11 protein-coding genes, 1 tRNA gene and 1 CRISPR repeat array are annotated in these 16,236 nt (G+C 72.1%); of the genes, 3 read left to right on the top strand and 9 right to left on the bottom strand.

Annotated elements, in window-relative coordinates:
* Positions 1–384: 384 nt before the first annotated feature.
* Both DNL40_RS15300 and DNL40_RS15295 read right to left on the bottom strand, forming a co-directional pair.
* Positions 385–1,674 carry a threonine/serine exporter family protein gene (locus DNL40_RS15300; protein ID WP_111252124.1) on the bottom strand — a complete coding sequence of 430 codons (1,290 nt, stop codon included), beginning with the start codon at positions 1,672–1,674 and terminating at the stop codon, positions 385–387.
* Between the two features lie 114 nt (positions 1,675–1,788).
* A tRNA-Ser gene (locus tag DNL40_RS15295) sits at positions 1,789–1,876 on the bottom strand.
* 151 nt (positions 1,877–2,027) lie between these two features.
* Between DNL40_RS15295 and DNL40_RS15290 the strand changes: the two genes are divergently transcribed.
* A complete protein-coding gene (locus tag DNL40_RS15290) occupies positions 2,028–3,737 on the top strand; it encodes an alpha-amylase family protein (protein WP_111252123.1) in 1,710 nt (569 codons plus the stop codon).
* 111 nt (positions 3,738–3,848) lie between these two features.
* On the opposite strand, the gene DNL40_RS15285 is transcribed toward DNL40_RS15290, so the two are convergent.
* From DNL40_RS15285 to DNL40_RS16925, 4 genes are all read right to left on the bottom strand, one after another.
* Positions 3,849–4,493: a GTP-binding protein gene (locus DNL40_RS15285; RefSeq protein WP_245885983.1), complete on the bottom strand. Its 645-nt coding sequence runs from the start codon at positions 4,491–4,493 to the stop codon at positions 3,849–3,851.
* 223 nt (positions 4,494–4,716) lie between these two features.
* Positions 4,717–5,139, bottom strand: coding sequence for a DUF742 domain-containing protein (locus DNL40_RS15280; RefSeq protein ID WP_111252121.1), 423 nt, complete (start codon positions 5,137–5,139; stop codon positions 4,717–4,719).
* 10 nt (positions 5,140–5,149) lie between these two features.
* A complete protein-coding gene (locus DNL40_RS15275; protein ID WP_111252120.1) occupies positions 5,150–5,599 on the bottom strand; it encodes a roadblock/LC7 domain-containing protein in 450 nt (149 codons plus the stop codon).
* 74 nt (positions 5,600–5,673) lie between these two features.
* Complete coding sequence (locus DNL40_RS16925; protein WP_146252117.1) at positions 5,674–9,375, bottom strand: sensor histidine kinase; 3,702 nt, start codon at positions 9,373–9,375, stop codon at positions 5,674–5,676.
* Between the two features lie 196 nt (positions 9,376–9,571).
* On the opposite strand from DNL40_RS16925, the gene DNL40_RS15265 reads away from it, so the two are divergent.
* Both DNL40_RS15265 and DNL40_RS15260 read left to right on the top strand, forming a co-directional pair.
* Positions 9,572–10,549 carry an NAD(P)H-quinone oxidoreductase gene (locus DNL40_RS15265; RefSeq protein ID WP_111252118.1) on the top strand — a complete coding sequence of 326 codons (978 nt, stop codon included), beginning with the start codon at positions 9,572–9,574 and terminating at the stop codon, positions 10,547–10,549.
* A 45-nt stretch (positions 10,550–10,594) separates the two neighbouring features.
* Positions 10,595–11,215: a bacterial proteasome activator family protein gene (locus DNL40_RS15260; protein ID WP_111252117.1), complete on the top strand. Its 621-nt coding sequence runs from the start codon at positions 10,595–10,597 to the stop codon at positions 11,213–11,215.
* A gap of 34 nt (positions 11,216–11,249) precedes the next feature.
* On the opposite strand, the gene DNL40_RS15255 is transcribed toward DNL40_RS15260, so the two are convergent.
* The 3 genes from DNL40_RS15255 to cas1e all read right to left on the bottom strand — a co-directional run bounded on the left by DNL40_RS15255 (position 11,250) and on the right by cas1e (position 16,235).
* Positions 11,250–11,624, bottom strand: coding sequence for a VOC family protein (locus DNL40_RS15255; protein ID WP_111252116.1), 375 nt, complete (start codon positions 11,622–11,624; stop codon positions 11,250–11,252).
* A gap of 56 nt (positions 11,625–11,680) precedes the next feature.
* A CRISPR array of direct repeats spans positions 11,681–14,761; the repeat unit is 28 nt; unit sequence GGCTCATCCCCGCTCATGCGGGGAGCAC.
* Between the two features lie 44 nt (positions 14,762–14,805).
* The gene (cas2e, locus tag DNL40_RS15250; protein ID WP_111252115.1) at positions 14,806–15,273 is read right to left on the bottom strand and encodes a type I-E CRISPR-associated endoribonuclease Cas2e; all 468 of its coding nucleotides are present in this window, start codon (positions 15,271–15,273) and stop codon (positions 14,806–14,808) included.
* Complete coding sequence (cas1e, locus tag DNL40_RS15245) at positions 15,270–16,235, bottom strand: type I-E CRISPR-associated endonuclease Cas1e (RefSeq protein ID WP_111252114.1); 966 nt, start codon at positions 16,233–16,235, stop codon at positions 15,270–15,272. Before cas1e ends, cas2e begins: the two co-directional genes overlap by 4 nt.
* Position 16,236: the final 1 nt, after the last annotated feature.

Genomic DNA, 16,236 nt, shown 5'->3' with positions numbered 1-16,236 from the left:
ACCCGACGAGGGATAAAATTTGGCATTGACTATCAAGCACACTGTTGAGTTCTCAAACAACCGACGCACACCATCCGGTCCCAAGCTTCCGCTCGTTTCCCGTCCGGGGCAACCCTTCAACCTTACCCGGTTCGTTTTTCCCTGTCAACTCCCTGCCGTGAGGCTGAGAAGTTGATCCGGGCGTACCGGTCCCGACCGAGAGCGCACTGCGCCCTCGAGATGAAGGAGTCGGGATCTCGCCCTCGGGACCGGCCACCGGTACCCACCCTCTCGGGTGTCTCCTCGGTGTCCGTTCCTCCCTGCCGGGCGAACGTCGAGAACATTACTCAGAGGTTTCCCCCTGCGTCAAAGCGCTGCGCGGCGACCTGCGTCACACCCCGTCGCTCAGCGCTCGAGGCCCCAGCTGCGGTCCGTGAGCATGCGCGAGACAGCCAGCCCGATCGCCAGCGCCACGACCACCAGGCCGGCGTCCACGGCGTACCCCAGCGCCTCGGCCGTGCTCCCCGCGTTGAACTCGTACACCGCCCGGTAGGCCGTCACGCCCGGCACCATGATCACGACGGCGGGGACCGAGATCGTCAGGCGCGGGACCCGCAGCCGGCCCGCGAACGCACGCGCCAGGAGCCCCACCACCAGAGCGGCCCCCGCGGCAGCCGCCTGCGGTGCCACCGCCCACACGTCGACCATCACCAGGCGCAGCACGTTGGCCACCATGCCGATGCTCGCGGCGCCGAGCGCCATGTACCAAGGGCTGTTGAACATCAGGGCGAACCCCAGCACGCCGAAGAAGCTGGCGAGGGTGAGCAGCGACCACGTCGTCACCGGGTCGAGCGCGGCGGGCTCGAGCGCCTCCGGCTGCAGCCCCACCACCGCCGACACCGCCCACAGGGAGAGTGCCGCCGAGAAGAGGATCATCACCGCATAGGTGATCCGGGAGATGCCCGCCGAGAAGTCCAGGCGTGCCAGATCGAGCGCCCCCGTGACCAGCGGGAAGCCCGGCACCAGGAACAAGACCGCCGACACGTAGCCAGCCACGTGCTGTCCCGGCAGGTCCAGCAGGTCCCCCACCAGCAGCACCAGGCCCAGGTACGCCAGGCTCGCCACCGCCGCCGCCAGCATCGTGACCCCGAACTGGTTCACCCCACGGTGGATCAGCGAACGCCGCAGCAGCTGGCCCAGCGACGCGGCGACCAGCACCGCGGCGCACTCCACCGCGCCGCCGTGGTTCAAGAACGCGAACGCGGCACACGCCACCCCGGCCGACAACGCGTTCGCCCACGCCGGGTAGAGGGGCGGCTTCGCGGCGATCCGGTCCAGCCCCGAGGACACCTCGTCCAGACGCGCCCGCGGCGGGAGATCACCGATGTACCGCTCCAGCTCCGCGAGCCTGTCTGCGTTGATGCCCACCGTGCGGACCTCCGACACCTCCGTGCGGAAGATCGGCCCGCGCACCGACGTCGTCGTGATCTCCGTGAGCGCCACGTGCGCCTTGACCTCGTCCAGGCCCAGCGCACGCCCCACTCGCTCCATGTGCGACTTGACCCGGTAGCTGCCGTGCCCTGCCGAGAGGGCCAGCCGGCCCGCACGGTGCACCGTGCCTGACTGCCGGATCAGCTCCACAGGCTCGAGGTCTGCCTCGCCTGCCGCTCCCGCACCGGGATCCTGGGTGGTCACCCGGTCATGATCCCGGGTTCACGGCGGACGGTCGACCCCGGCACGCACCCGAGCGGTGCGACGTACGGCACGCGTCCGTCCGCCGTCGGACCGGCGGCGGACGGACGCCCGAGGCGGAGGGCGCGGGATTCGAACCCGCGGTGCGGGGTTGCCGCACAACGGTTTTCAAGACCGTCACATTCGGCCGCTCTGTCAGCCCTCCACGGCGTCGCGCAGACTACCAGGGCGGGTCCCGGCAGCCCTGGCGGCAGCCGGCGCCGCGGGCGGCGAACGCCGTCGGGAGCGCCCACCACCGCGCACACCACCGCCCAGCCCCGACTGCGAGCGAGCCCCACAACGGGTAGGCAAGAAGCATGCGGATCCGAGACACCGGCGACCTGTGGTGGAAGAACGCCGTCATCTACTGCCTCGACGTCGAGACCTTCATGGACTGGGACGACGACGGCATCGGAGACTTCGGCGGCCTCGTCCAACGCATCGACCACCTCGCCGACCTCGGCGTCACCTGCCTGTGGCTCATGCCCTTCTACCCCACCGCCGACCTCGACGACGGGTACGACATCAAGGACTTCCTCGGCGTCGACCCCCGGCTCGGCGACGTCAGCGACTTCGTCGAGCTCATCCGCACCGCCCGCGACCGCGGCATCCGCGTCATCGCCGACCTCGTCGTCAACCACACCTCCGACCAGCACCCCTGGTTCAAGGCCGCCCGGCGCAGCAAGGACAGCCCCTACCGCGACTTCTACGTGTGGCGCGCCGACGAGCCGCCGCCCACCCACGACGAGGTCATGTTCCCCGACGAGGAACAAGGCATCTGGACCTACGACGAGCAGGCCGGCGAGTGGTACCGGCACCGGTTCTACCGGCACCAGCCCGACCTCAACACCGCCAACCCGCAGGTGCGCGACGCCATCGCCAAGTCGATCGGCTACTGGATGCAGCTCGGGCTCTCCGGCTTCCGCGTCGACGCCGTGCCCTACTTCGTCTCCGGCACCGCCGACGACCACGCCGACGGCCTGGACGACCCGCACGACCTGCTCCGCGAGCTGCGCGGGTTCCTCGGCCGGCGGCGCGGCGACGCCATCCTCATGGGCGAGGTCAACGTGCCCTACGAGGAGCAGCGCCGCTACTTCGGCGTCGAGACTCGCACCGGCGACGAGGACGACGTGCAAGGCCCCGTCGGCCAGGAGCTCACGCTCCAGCTCGACTTCAACGCCATGCAGTACCTCTTCCTGTCGCTCGCCCGGCAGGACGTCGCCCCCCTCGTCGACACCCTGCGCGCCCGGCCCGCCATCCCCCGCGACACCCAGTGGGCCACGTTCCTGCGCAGCCACGACGAGCTCACCCTCGACCGGCTCACCGACGAGGAGCGGCAGGAGATCTTCGCGGCGTTCGGCCCCGAGCCGCACATGCAGATCTTCGACCGCGGCCTGCGCCGCCGGCTCCCCCCGATGCTCGACGGCGACCCCCGGCGCCTGCGCAACGCCTACTCCCTGCTGTTCGCCCTGCCCGGCACCCCGGTGCTGTTCTACGGCGAGGAGATCGGCATGGGCGAGAACCTCGACGTGCCCGGCCGCCTCTCCGTCCGCACCCCCATGCAGTGGACCGCCGAGCGCAACGCCGGGTTCTCCCGCGCGCAGCCCCGGCGCCTCGTCGCCCCGCCGCCCGACGGCGGGTACGCGCCCGAGCACGTCAACGTCGCCGACCAGCGCCGCGACCCCGACTCCATGTACACGTTCATGCAGATGCTCATCCGGCGCTACCGCGAGTGCCCCGAGCTCGGGTGGGGCGAGGTCGAGATCCTCGAGCAGCCCGAGCCCTCCGTGCTCGCGATGCGCTCCACCTGGCAGGACGCCTCGATGGTGACCCTGCACAACATCGGCCCCGAAGCGACCACCGTCACCCTGGAGCTCGACGACATCCCCGCCGACACCCGCCTCGTCGACCTCCTGCAGAACGGCGAGCAGGTGATCGGCAAGGACGGCAAGGTCGAGGTCACCCTCGACTCCTACGGGTACCGGTGGCTGCGCATCAGCCGGCCCGAGTCACGCCGGCTCCTGTGAGCGGCGCCTGACCGACCCTGGGTACGACCACGGCGGGCCGGCGACCATGTGGTCGCCGGCCCGCCGTCGTCGGGACGCCCTGAGACGGGCTCCCCCGGAGTCAGGACTCCGTCAGGAACCCGCCCCCGCACGCAGCTGGCGCATCGCCAGCTGCACGAGCGAGATGAGCGTCTGCTTCGTCGCCGCACGCGAGCGCGCGTCCGTGTACAGCATCGGCACGTGCGCCGGGATCTGCAGCGCCTCGCGCACGTCCTCCAGGCGGTGCTTGGCCACGCCGTCGAAGCAGTTCACACCGACGACGAACGGGATGTTGCGCGACTCGAAGTAGTCGATCGCCGGGAAGCACTGCTCGAGACGGTCCGTGTCGACCAGCACCACGGCACCGATCGCGCCACGCACCAGGTCGTCCCACATGAACAGGAAGCGGTCCTGGCCCGGCGTGCCGAACAGGTACAGCCACAGGTTGCCCGGCAGCGAGACACGACCGAAGTCCATCGCGACCGTCGTGGTCGTCTTGCGGTCCGTCACGCCACCCGCGTCGTCCACGCCCACCGAGTGCTCCGTCATGGCAGCCTCGGTGTTGAGGGGCTCCACGTCGGAGATCGAGCCGATGAACGTCGTCTTGCCGACGGCGAAGCCACCCGCCACGACGATCTTGACGACCGTCGGAGCAGCACGGTCCGGGGCCGGAGCCGACGCAGGCGCCTGGCCCGCAGCCGGGGCAGGCGCCCCCTGACGGGCGGGAGCCTGCGCCATCGGAGCGGTACCCGTGCCGGGCTGGCCCGCCTGGGCCGTCGGAGCGGCCGGCGCCGGAGCGCCAGGACCGGACAGGACGCTGGTGCGGGCCGGCGCGCTCGCCTGCGGGGCGGCCGCGGGAGCCGGGACACCGGAACCGGAGCCACCGAAGCCCGCGCCACCGCCCTGGCTCACCGGAGCCCAGCTGGGTGCAAGACCGCCGGGCGCCTGGCCGGTTGCGCGGTCAGAGGGCGGAAATGCCATTGAGAACACTCTCCAAGACGCTCAGGGACAGGCCCGACTGGGTGCTTCCGTGCCCCGTGTGGACGTTCACCGGGGTCGAGGTGTGCACGGTGATGTGGCCCTCCTCCTGCATGTCCGCCACGAGGATGCGGACGACGCCCAGGGGCAGCCGCAGCAGGGCCGAGAGCTCGGCGATCGAGACGTACGTGTGGGCCGCGTGCTGCAGGATGGCGCGCTTCTCCGGCGTCAGACCCTGACCCGAGACTGCGCCGGGGAGGACCTCGACGAGCGCCTCGAGCGGCAGGTCGGACATCGCCGAGCGCACTCGCCCGCCCGTGACGGCGTAGGGGCGCACCGTGGCAGCCTCGTAGCCGTCACCGGCGTGAGGTCCAGGACGCTCTGCTCCGTGGGATCCGTACGACATCGGCGCTACCTCATCCCACCGACGTGGTGCGGGCCGCACCCTCGACCGGCAGGCTGCCACGCATCTCGGAGATGAGCTGCGGGGTGAGCGTCTGCTCCGTGCGCGACACCAGCAGGGCCATCTCGTAGCCGATGAGGCCGATGTCGCACGACGCCTCCGCGACCACGGCGAGCACCGAGCCGTTCGAGACGTTCATCAGGAACAGGAAGCCGTTGTCCATCTCGACGACCGCCTGGCGGACGTTGCCGCCGTTGAGCTGGCGCGAGGCGCCGCGCGTCAGGCTGGACATGCCCGACACGATGGCGGCCAGCTGGTCACCGCTCGTGCGGTCGAGCTGGTCGGACATCGCCATGAGCAGACCGTCTGCCGAGACCACCAGCGTGTGGCGGCTCCCCGGGACGGTGCGCACGAAGTTGTCCAGAAGCCATCCGAAATTGGTCGCTTCGGTGCTGAGGGTCACTCTTCCTCCTCGTCAGGACGCCGTTGGCGGTCGACGGGCTCCAAGCCCCCCGTCCCGCCGCACCGGCGCAGGGATCAGTGCGTCTGCGGCGCCGATCGGTCGCCATCATTCACGGTTCTGGGTGCCCACGTCGAGCCCCCGTCGCCATCTCCTTCGGCACGACCGCGGGCGGTGGCCGACTGGAATGCCGACAGCCGCGAACGCAGCTGCTCGGGATCCCGCTCGATGCGGGCGGTGAAGCGGTCTGCCGGGCTGACCCGCTCGGCAGCACGCGAGGTGCGGCGCACCAGCCCGTGGCCCTCGGCCGGGGCGACGGCGAGCGGGCGGTAGGTGTCGTCGTTCGTCGGAGTCACGCTCTCTTCCTCGAAGACACCGCGGCGCAGCAGCGAGGACATCTCCTCGTAGAGGACGGCCGACGCCATCCACTCGGAGCGTGCCTCGACGGTGTCGGGGACGTACTGCGGGTCGAGCGGATCCGCCACCGCGTCGGTCGAGGCGGAGCGCAGCGGCAGAGCAGAGCCGCCACGGGAAGAGCTGGTGGTGGTGCGCGTACCCGCCGGCGTACCAGCAGGCTCGAACGCCGCCGGAGCGGGCGTGTACGGCACCGAGTCGTGCTGCGGCTGCGGGATCGCCGGAGCCGGCACGGGGCTGGGCTGTGCAGGGGCGGCCACAGACGCCTGCGGGGCCGGCTGCTGCTGGTTGAGCACCGACGCACGCGCCGGAGCCGCCGGAACGGCGGCCACGGGGGCCGGCGTCGGCTCGCTCACCGGGGCGAACGGGCCCTCGGACGCCTCCGACTGCTGCGCCGGGAAAGCCGTCGTAGCGGGCGAGTCCTCCGGACGCCGACCGAACAGGCCACGCTTGCGAGCACCCTGGGAGTCTCGGGGGCTGCGGCGCGACGGCAGGTCCGCCATCAGCTCCTCGAAGGCAGGCAGCCCGTCACCGGCGGTCGGCGCCCCGGCCGCGGCCGGCTGAGCCTCGGCCGCCGGCTCCTCGGGGGCACGCACGGGCGAGAACGGGTTCGTCGGCGCCTGCTGCTCGGGGGCGTACTGCTCCTGCGGACGGAACGCCTCGACCCGCTGCTCCGGCGCACGCTGCTCCGGGGCGCGGTGCTCGTGAGCGCGGTGCTCATGAGCCTGCTGCTCCTGAGAGTGGCGCTGAGGCTCCGGCGCGGGGCGCACCGGGGCGGGAGCAGGCGTCTCGGCCACTGCGACCTGCGGTGCCGTCAGCGGCTCCGGCAGGGCCGCCGGGTCGTCACCGGAGCCCTCCAGGTGGAGCGAACCCGTCTCCGCAGGGTCCGGCTCGATGCCGCTCAGCGAGCGGAAGCTCGAGAACAGACCCGTGCGCTGGTCGACGGCCAGCACGGGCGCTGAGACAGGCGCCGGCTCCGGCAGCGAGTCGGCCTGCTGGGCGCTGCGCTGCCGGCTCGGCAGGGAGCGACCGCTGGCCTCGACATCGGACGGCGGGGTCCACGAGTCGTCGAGCGTCAGGTTCGTGGGCAGCTCGGGCGTCTCGATCGGGGGCAGCACCACCGCACCCGTGTCCTCCGGCTCCGGGCGGGCCGTACGACGACGCGGCATCCCGGTCGCCGTCGTGCCGTCCGTGAGCGCATCGAGGTCCACCGGGACCGCGACCGGGGGCTCCGGCTCCACCAGCGGGGCGGCCGCGCGGGCCGCCGGCTGCTCGTACGCCGGGGTCTCGTAGGCGGGCGACGGCGCGTACGGTGCGCCCGTCTCCGCCAGCGACGGCAGCTCCGGGTGCTGACCGAACGCCCCCGCGACCGGCACCGTGGCCGTGTGCGGGCCCGTGACCGAGGGGCCGCCGTGGCCGAGGCTCGCGACCTCGCGCTGCGTGGACGCCTCCAGCGGGTCCGTCGGCTGCGGCAGCGGCACCGCCTCGTCCGGCAGGAACAGCTGCGACGGGAACACCACCGTCACGACCGTGCCCGTGCCGTCCGGCCCGTTGTCGAACGTGATGACCGCACCCAGGCGGTCGGCCAGACGACCCACCACGTACAGGCCCAGGCGCTGGGCGCCGACGGCGTCCTGCGCCGAGCGGCTGGCCACCTTGCGGTTCGCCTCCGCGATCTCGTCGGGCGCCATGCCCAGACCGTGGTCGCGCACCGTGACGACGACGCCGCGCTGGTCGCGGTTCGTGGACACCTCCACCGGCGTGTGCGGCTCGGAGAACATCGTCGCGTTCTCCAGCAGCTCCGCCAGCAGGTGCGCGGCGTTGAGGGCGTTGTGGCCCAGCATCATCGGGTCGACCGTCAGGTCGAGGCGGACGCGGTCGTACAGCTCGATCTCGGACGACGCCGTACGGATCACGTCGGAGACCGGCATCGGCTGGCGCACGCGACGGCCCGAGTCGATGCCGGCGAGGACCAGGAGCGACTCGGCGTTACGACGCATACGCGTCGCGAGGTGGTCGAGGCGGAACAGGTTCGACAGCGTCGACGGGTCCTCCTCCGACCGCTCCAGCTCGTCGAGGAACGCGAGCTGGCGGTTGAGGAGCACCTGGTCACGACGGGCCACGTTGACGAACATCTCCGCGATCGAGCCACGGAGAGCGGCCTGCTCGCGGGCGACCTCCATCGTGGTCACGTTCACGTCGTTGAACGCAGACGCCAGACGGCCGATCTCGTCGCGGGACTCGACGGGGATCTGGATCAGGTCCACCGACGGCTCCTGGCCCGGCACCGCCATCTGCTCCACCATGCGCGGCAGGCGCTGACGCACCTCGGCCGTGGCCGCCGTCAGGCGCCGCAGCGGCATCACGATGCGGCGGGCGATGAAGATCGCGAAGAGGAGCGACAGGATCACGACGCCGAACACCGAGCCGGCCGTCAGGAACGTCTGCTGCCGGGCGTCGTCGGCCAGGCGCTGGGCGAACGCGCCGGTCTCCTGACGGACCTCGTCACGCGAGACGTTCGCGCGGTCGACCCAGTCGCTGGACAGGTCGCCCCAGCCCTGCGCGACCTCCGGGTCGATGCGGCCGAAGTCGTTCGCCAGCACCGCCGAACGGATCTGGCCGAAGTGACCCGAGAACGTGGGCACCAGGTGGCGGCCCGGGATGCGGTCCAGCGCGGTACCGGCGTCGGTGTGCAGCTGGTCCGTCTGACGGATCACCGTGGACAGGCGCTGGGCCAGCGCGGGCGTGATCTCCTGCCCCGTCGCCGCCCGCTGGAGGGCTGCGGCCACGACCGGGCGCTCCTCCGTGTTGCTCAGCAGCACCTCGTCCAGAGCGATGTACGCCTCGATGCGCGGCGCGAGGTCACGGTCGAGGGTGGTCTCGGCGAGGATGCGGGGCACCTCGAGGGCGTTCTGGATGAACGCGTTGTACTTCTGCGTCGCCTCGCCCTCCGTGATGGAGCCGTCCAGGACCTGCTTCTGCAGCAGGTCCACCGAGCCGACGTCGAGCATCGTGCGGCGCACCGCCTGGCCGACGCGAGGGTCGAGCGCGCTGGTGTCCAGCTCGGCCAGCGCCGCGTTGCGCTCCCGGAGCGCCTCGTCGGTCTCGGCCTGCGCCACGTTCAGCTGCGACCGCGCCCCCGTGATGCCGAGCGACATCGCGATGCTCAGCGCACGCTCCTGGGCGAACGCCGTACCGGCGCGGTCCTGCAGCTCCAGGGAGCGCACGAGCTGCGAGGTCTGCTCGGCTCGGCGAGCATCCTGGTAGGACCCCCACGAGATCCACGCAGCACCGAGCAGCAGCACGAGGACCGGCACGGCGAGTGTCGCGAGGATCTTCCCGCGCACGCCCAACCTGCGAAGCATGGACACCTCTTCTTTCCTCTGACGCCCCGCGCGACGGTCGTCTGCCTCTTGTCGTGTCGACGGTGCTGGCGCAGCCGCCGACCCCGCGAGCACGGCACCGACCGGGCGGTGGTCCCGCCGCCGTCAGACACCGTGCTTGCCCGCCTCGGAACCCACGTCTGCCCTGGTCGGGCGCACGTCGCTAGGCTCTTTCGGTGTGCGAGCCGTCACGATATCGGGACAACATGGTCCAGGGAAACTCTCTCTAGGGGATGAGATCGCGCCCGCCCCCAGGACGGGTGAGGTGATCGTCCAGGTCGCCGCCGCCGGCGTGAACCGCGCTGACCTGCTGCAACGCGCCGGAAAGTACCCACCGCCCGAGGGTGCACCCCCCTGGCCGGGCCTCGAAGTCTCAGGCACCGTGGTCCAGGTAGGTCCCGGCGTGTCCTCCCGGCGTGTCGGCGATCAGGTGGTAGCGCTGCTCGAAGGCGGCGGGTACGCCGAGCTCGTCGCCGCCCGCGAGACGCAGACCCTCCCCGTCCCCGCCGGCATCGACCTCGTCGACGCCGCAGCCCTCCCCGAGGCGGTGTGCACCGCCTGGACCAACCTCGTCGACACCGCCCGCCTCCAGCCCGGCGAGCACGTGCTCGTCCACGGCGGGTCCGGCGGCGTCGGCAGCATCGCCGTCCAGCTCGCACGCGCCCTCGGCGCGCACGTCGTCGCCACCGCCGGAGGGCCCGAGCGCACCGCCAGCGTGCGAGACCTCGGAGCCCACGCCGTCGTCGACCACCGCCGGGAGGACCTCGTGGACGCCGTGCGCGACGCCACCGGCGGCCACGGGGCCGACGTCGTCCTCGACGTCCTCGGCGGCGCCGCACTCCCCGCCAACGTCCGCGCGCTCGCCCACGGCGGGCGCCTCGTCGTCATCGGGCTGCAGCAGGGCCGCAAGGGCGAGCTCGACCTCAACGCCCTCATGGCCAAGCGCGCCTGGGTCACCGGCACCACCCTGCGCTCGCGCACCGCTTCCGAGAAGGCCGCGCTCGTGGCCGCCGTCGGGCAGCACGTGTGGCCCATGGTCGAGGACGGACGGCTGCGGCCGGTCGTCCACGCCCGCCTGCCGCTCGCCGAGGCGGAGGAGGCCCTGCGCACGCTCGAGGACGGGGAGGCGTTCGGCAAGGTGCTGCTCCTGCCCTGAGCGGACAAGCCCGCGTGCGCGCGCAGCACGCGCAAGGATGGGCCCATGAGCGAGCAGCCCGAGCACACCCCGGCCGACGCCGACGCGCAGGCCGCCCCCGACCAGCCCGCCGCGCCCCACGGCGACCGGGCCGCCGAGACGCGCGTCGTCACCCCCGACGGCGCCGAGGTCTCCGGCACCGACGTCGACGAGGAGGACGACGGCACCTCCCGCATCGAGGAGCCCGCCAAGGTCATGCGCATCGGCGGCATGATCAAGCGGCTGCTCGACGAGGTCCGCGACGCACCCCTCGACGAGGCCGCACGCAGCCGCCTCGCCGAGATCCACGAACGCTCCATCCACGAGCTCGAGGACGGCCTCTCCCCCGACCTCGTGGACGAGCTGCACCGCATCACCCTGCCCTTCAGCGAGGACTCCGCCCCCTCCGACGCAGAGCTGCGCGTCGCCCAGGCACAGCTCGTCGGGTGGCTCGAAGGGCTCTTCCACGGCATCCAGACCGCCCTCGTCGCCCAGCAGATGGCCGCTCAGGCCCAGCTCACCCAGATGCGCCGCGGGCTCCCGCCCGGCGCCGGCGTGCCCGGCGGGGCCCCCGGCGGGTTCCCCGGCGCACCCGGGCCGCAGGGCGGTGGCGAGGACGGCCGACCGTCTCCGGGGCAGTACCTGTAAGGGCGCCGCCGCGGTCGGCGCGGCCCCGGCGGTGTCACGCTCTGGGGCCGCGCCTCTCGCACACCATCAGCAGGTTGCCGTCAGGGTCCCGGAACTGCAGGAACGCGACCGACCCGATGTCGACCACACCGCTGGTCTCGGAGACCCCCAGCCCCACCAGGTGCCGCTCCACCTCCGCCAGGTCGTCGGCCCACCAGAAGAACCGCGGCGGTCCGTCCGGCGTGAAGGGAGCGTTCGCGTCGAGCGCGACACCCGGGCCGTCATCCATCGGCAGGTCGCAGATGGTGTCCTCGTGGCTCGGCGTCGCCACCGGCAGCCCGAGGAGCCGGCAGTACCACGGCACCGCGGAAGCCATGTCGCGGACCGGGACGAAGACCTGGCCGACCTCGCGGCGGATCGGTGAGCCCATGCCAGCCGACAGTAGCGGAGCCCGTGGACGGCCCGGGCTCGGGCACGGGGCGCTCGGGTTCATCCAGGCTAATGCGGGGAGCACTCCATCAGCTACGACGTGTGCGAGACAGGTGCCGGCTCATCCCCGCTCATGCGGGGAGCACCTTGCGTACTGACCCATCGAGCGGCGAGCGCGGGACTCATCCCCGCTCATGCGGGGAGCACCTGCTGGACCGCTTCCTGACGGTCGACAAGCCGGGCTCATCCCCGCTCAGGCGGGGAGCACGCCGTCGACCGTGGCGGCCTGGCCTTCCCGCTGGGCTCATCCCCGCTCAGGCGGGGAGCACGACAGCCCGCCATTGGAGAACGCGCTGGTCACGGGCTCATCCCCGCTCAGGCGGGGAGCACCCGACGATCTCCTCGGCTCGGAGGTTGACGACCGGCTCATCCCCGCTCAGGCGGGGAGCACGCCAAGGGCCTGGAGGGCGACGCCTGGAAGAAGGGCTCATCCCCGCTCAGGCGGGGAGCACGACTCCCACACCGGCTCGACCAGGCCGCGCGACGGCTCATCCCCGCTCAGGCGGGGAGCACGTGCCGTCCGGATTCACGCGAGCCTGGAAGTAAGGCTCATCCCCGCTCAGGCGGGGAGCACGACGGGTCGCCCACGCCGGTTGCGGGGTTGTAGGGCTCATCCCCGCTCAGGCGGGGAGCACGGCCAGATCGACGACGTCGCATCTGCCGCAGCCGGCTCATCCCCGCTCAGGCGGGGAGCACAGGGCGGGGTGGGACTGGATCGGCCGCAACGTCGGCTCATCCCCGCTCAGGCGGGGAGCACGTCATGGCCTGCTCGAACTCGGCGAACCCGATCGGCTCATCCCCGCTCAGGCGGGGAGCACAAGTCGCGGGGCATCGAGCCGCCGGCGGCAGGCGGCTCATCCCCGCTCAGGCGGGGAGCACGGCGTCCAGATGCGCCGGGCGTAGATGACGTACGGCTCATCCCCGCTCAGGCGGGGAGCGCCGGTGGCTTCCCAACCTGACAGGGCGGCACCCCGGCTCATCCCCGCTCAGGCGGGGAGCACTTGCGGGCCTCGCGCCGCCGGTCTTGCGCGGCGGGCTCATCCCCGCTCAGGCGGGGAGCACTCGGTCGACGTCGAGACCCACGACCGCAGCTGGGGCTCATCCCCGCTCAGGCGGGGAGCACTCGGTCGAGGCGAGGTCGGCGTTGAGGAGGCCGGGCTCATCCCCGCTCAGGCGGGGAGCACGTGCGCGCAGGGCGCAGGCGGTCCGCCAGCCGCGGCTCATCCCCGCTCAGGCGGGGAGCACCTGCCCACCGCCCGCTTCTCGATCGGTGCCTGGGGCTCATCCCCGCTCAGGCGGGGAGCACGATGGGGTCCTTCTCGCGCCACGAGGTGAGGTCGGCTCATCCCCGCTCAGGCGGGGAGCACTGTCGCGCCGGCCAGCGTCCCAGTACCTCGTGGGGGCTCATCCCCGCTCAGGCGGGGAGCACGCGGGCATCTCCGCCGTCGTGAGGGTGTGCGTCGGCTCATCCCCGCTCAGGCGGGGAGCACCCTTCGACCACCTGCGACGTGACGGTGATCGAGGGCTCATCCCCGCTCAGGCGGGGAGCACCCCCCGATGTTGGACAGCAGCGCGTCCACAGGCGGCTCATCCCCGCTCATGCGGGGAGCACGAGACATTCAGCAGCGAGCAGGATGCCGCGCGCGGCTCATCCCCGCTCATGCGGGGAGCACGCGAAGCTCGTGGTGCCGCGCCTGGCGCAGCGCGGCTCATCCCCGCTCATGCGGGGAGCACCGGGAGGGGGCTCGCTGATGCCGACCATCGACGGGCTCATCCCCGCTCATGCGGGGAGCACCTGCGCACGGTCGCCGTGGAGTGCCCGCGCTCCGGCTCATCCCCGCTCATGCGGGGAGCACTCCCTGAGTGCGTCGGCGGCCGCCGACGCCTCGGGCTCATCCCCGCTCATGCGGGGAGCACGGCTTGGTGCGGTTGCGGGAGGCCTGGAGCCCGGGCTCATCCCCGCTCATGCGGGGAGCACCGGCAGCTCCTCGGTGCGGAGCCCAACGGGCAGGGCTCATCCCCGCTCATGCGGGGAGCACCACCATGCGCTTGCCCCAGTCGACGAGGTTCGTCGGCTCATCCCCGCTCATGCGGGGAGCACGGGGTCGTCGTGCCGTGGTCGGGGCAGCGGGGGGCTCATCCCCGCTCATGCGGGGAGCACGCGGTCGAGGTCCGCAAGGGGCTCGCACACCTGGGCTCATCCCCGCTCATGCGGGGAGCACTCCCGGTCCAGGGCGTCGGCGTAGCGGTCCAAGGGCTCATCCCCGCTCATGCGGGGAGCACCCCCCGATCGTCACGGATGCGTTGTCGTTCGCCGGCTCATCCCCGCTCATGCGGGGAGCACCTCAAGGTGGTCGCCGGCGGGCTCGGATCGATCGGCTCATCCCCGCTCATGCGGGGAGCACGGCCTGTACGCCCGCGGCGCCCAGCTGATCGCGGGCTCATCCCCGCTCATGCGGGGAGCACCCCGCGAGCTCGGCGGGCATCCACTCCACCTTGGGCTCATCCCCGCTCATGCGGGGAGCACGACCGGGACAGGTAGATCGTCCCGATGGTCCCGGGCTCATCCCCGCTCATGCGGGGAGCACGGTGGCCTGATGGTTGACGTTGACGTCTCCGAGGGCTCATCCCCGCTCATGCGGGGAGCACATCGGGTCCTTGCCGAGCGGGTGTGCGGGCGCGGGCTCATCCCCGCTCATGCGGGGAGCACGCCTTCTACGGCTGGGCGCACGGGGCTGGGCTCAGGCTCATCCCCGCTCATGCGGGGAGCACACGAACAACCCCGACGCGACGGACTCGAACGAGGGCTCATCCCCGCTCATGCGGGGAGCACCACCGACGCCCGGGAATGCCCGCGAGGGTGAACGGCTCATCCCCGCTCATGCGGGGAGCACCGGCCCTCACCGCCCAGGTGTGTCGCGGCGAGGGGCTCATCCCCGCTCATGCGGGGAGCACTACGACCCGGAGCAGGCGTTCACGGCTGGACAGGGCTCATCCCCGCTCATGCGGGGAGCACTACACGGACGGTGCGGGGGCGGTGCTCGGCTGGCGGCTCATCCCCGCTCATGCGGGGAGCACACTTCTTGACCTGGGACTTTACCGCCAGGCAGAGCGATCCACCTTCACTCCGGGGACGGAGTCTCCTCGCTGGGTGGACCACTATCCCGGCGTCGCTCGACGGCGTTGCGGTACCGCCGTCGGCGCCCGGCCAAGCTCCACGCGCCGCCACGGCGTCTCTGCTCTTCGTCCAGCCCAGCGCCTGTGGCGTCTCCAGCACGGGCAGGCTGGCTCCTTCGACGGGCGAGCTCCCGGGACTCGGCCGTCTGACGGCGCACCAGTGCAAGACCGTCGAAGTCCTCCACAGCCCATGCGTGGTTGTGGACGCGGAAGGCGAGGCGCTGCTCGCCTCGTGTCGACCAGACCATCAGCGCCCGCCCACGACCGACGTCCTCGACGACCCGTAGCCACAACATCTCGCGGACGCGGGCGGGCAGGTGACCTACGTAGACGCCGGCGCTGATCTCGAGAAGCCACCTGGTGAGCTCTCCGCGCAGCTTCTCAGGGGTCACCGAGAGGACGACGACTATCACCAGTCGACGTCCAGCGCCTGGGCGGTGCTGTAAGAGGTGCCACCTGCGACGGTGCCGTCCCGGCCGTCCCACAGCATGACCACGTCAGCCCAGTCCTCCGCCCCGGTGGCGGCATCTTCGTCGCTGTCGCCCAGGAGCAACCAGCGCACGTCTCGGACGCACCGTTCGAGCAGCCGCGTCTCGAACATCCTGTCCCGCATCTGCCGGCGCACGTGGCCGCTGATGTCCGTCAGATCGAGAGCCGCCGCCTCGAACGCCACCGGGATGGCGAGCTCGGCCTTGTACAGGTCCGCGACGTCGTACACGAACGACCGCTCGTGCCCGGTGTGGACGAACCCGAGCCCCGGCGAGCAGCCCAGCGCGACGATGACGGAGTGGGCAAGCCCGTACAGGCACGTGGTGGCCCCGGAGAGCGCCTGGTTCACGGGGTCCGACGCCGCGAAGTCGTCCGGGCGGTAGTCCCGCCCAGTCCAGGGGACCCCTGTGCGCCGGGACTCCTCGCGATAAGCGCGTCGCACCCGGGCCCCTTCCCGCCCGCGGAGCTGCTGCATGGTCAGCGCGGCGACGTCCTCGTCGGGGAACCGCATCTCGTACATCTTGCGGGCCACGGCGAGGCGCGAGTCGCGTCGTGTCACCAGGTTGGCCTGGGCCTCGAGCAGGCGGGAGGAGCGTGCCAGGGAGCGTCCGTGCGCGTAGTAGCGCACGCCCCTCTCACCGATCCAGACGACGGTGGATCCGCTCTCGGCGAGCAGCACCATCGCCTGGTGGGTCACGTTCGTCCCGGGGCCGAGAAGGAGCGCGCCGAGGGTCGCGGCGGGCACGTGCACGGTGCCGCGCTCGTCCGTCGCGGTGATGGCGCTGGCGTCCCGGGAGACGACGCACCGTTCCAGGTAGAGGAACGTGAGCCGGTCCTGCGCGCGGACGAGCTCGGGCACCGACGGTGGCCGCGCCCCCGGGATCATG

Source organism: Xylanimonas oleitrophica (genome assembly GCF_003244315.1).
GTDB classification, from domain to species: Bacteria; Actinomycetota; Actinomycetes; order Actinomycetales; family Cellulomonadaceae; genus Xylanimonas_A; species Xylanimonas_A oleitrophica.
The sequence above is the reverse complement of the archived record's forward strand: the minus strand, read 5'-3'. Positions and strand labels throughout refer to the sequence as shown.

Bases quoted from the DNA above. Each gene is read 5' to 3' on its own strand.
- DNL40_RS15290 (WP_111252123.1), top strand. From the start codon at position 2,028: ATGCGGATCCGAGACACCGGCGACCTGTGGTGGAAGAACGCCGTCATC.
- DNL40_RS15285 (WP_245885983.1), bottom strand. From the start codon at position 4,493: ATGGCGCAGGCTCCCGCCCGTCAGGGGGCGCCTGCCCCGGCTGCGGGC.
- DNL40_RS15280 (WP_111252121.1), bottom strand. From the start codon at position 5,139: ATGTCGTACGGATCCCACGGAGCAGAGCGTCCTGGACCTCACGCCGGT.
- DNL40_RS16925 (WP_146252117.1), bottom strand. From the start codon at position 9,375: ATGCTTCGCAGGTTGGGCGTGCGCGGGAAGATCCTCGCGACACTCGCC.
- DNL40_RS15260 (WP_111252117.1), top strand. From the start codon at position 10,595: ATGAGCGAGCAGCCCGAGCACACCCCGGCCGACGCCGACGCGCAGGCC.
- DNL40_RS15255 (WP_111252116.1), bottom strand. From the start codon at position 11,624: ATGGGCTCACCGATCCGCCGCGAGGTCGGCCAGGTCTTCGTCCCGGTC.
- cas1e (WP_111252114.1), bottom strand. From the start codon at position 16,235: ATGATCCCGGGGGCGCGGCCACCGTCGGTGCCCGAGCTCGTCCGCGCG.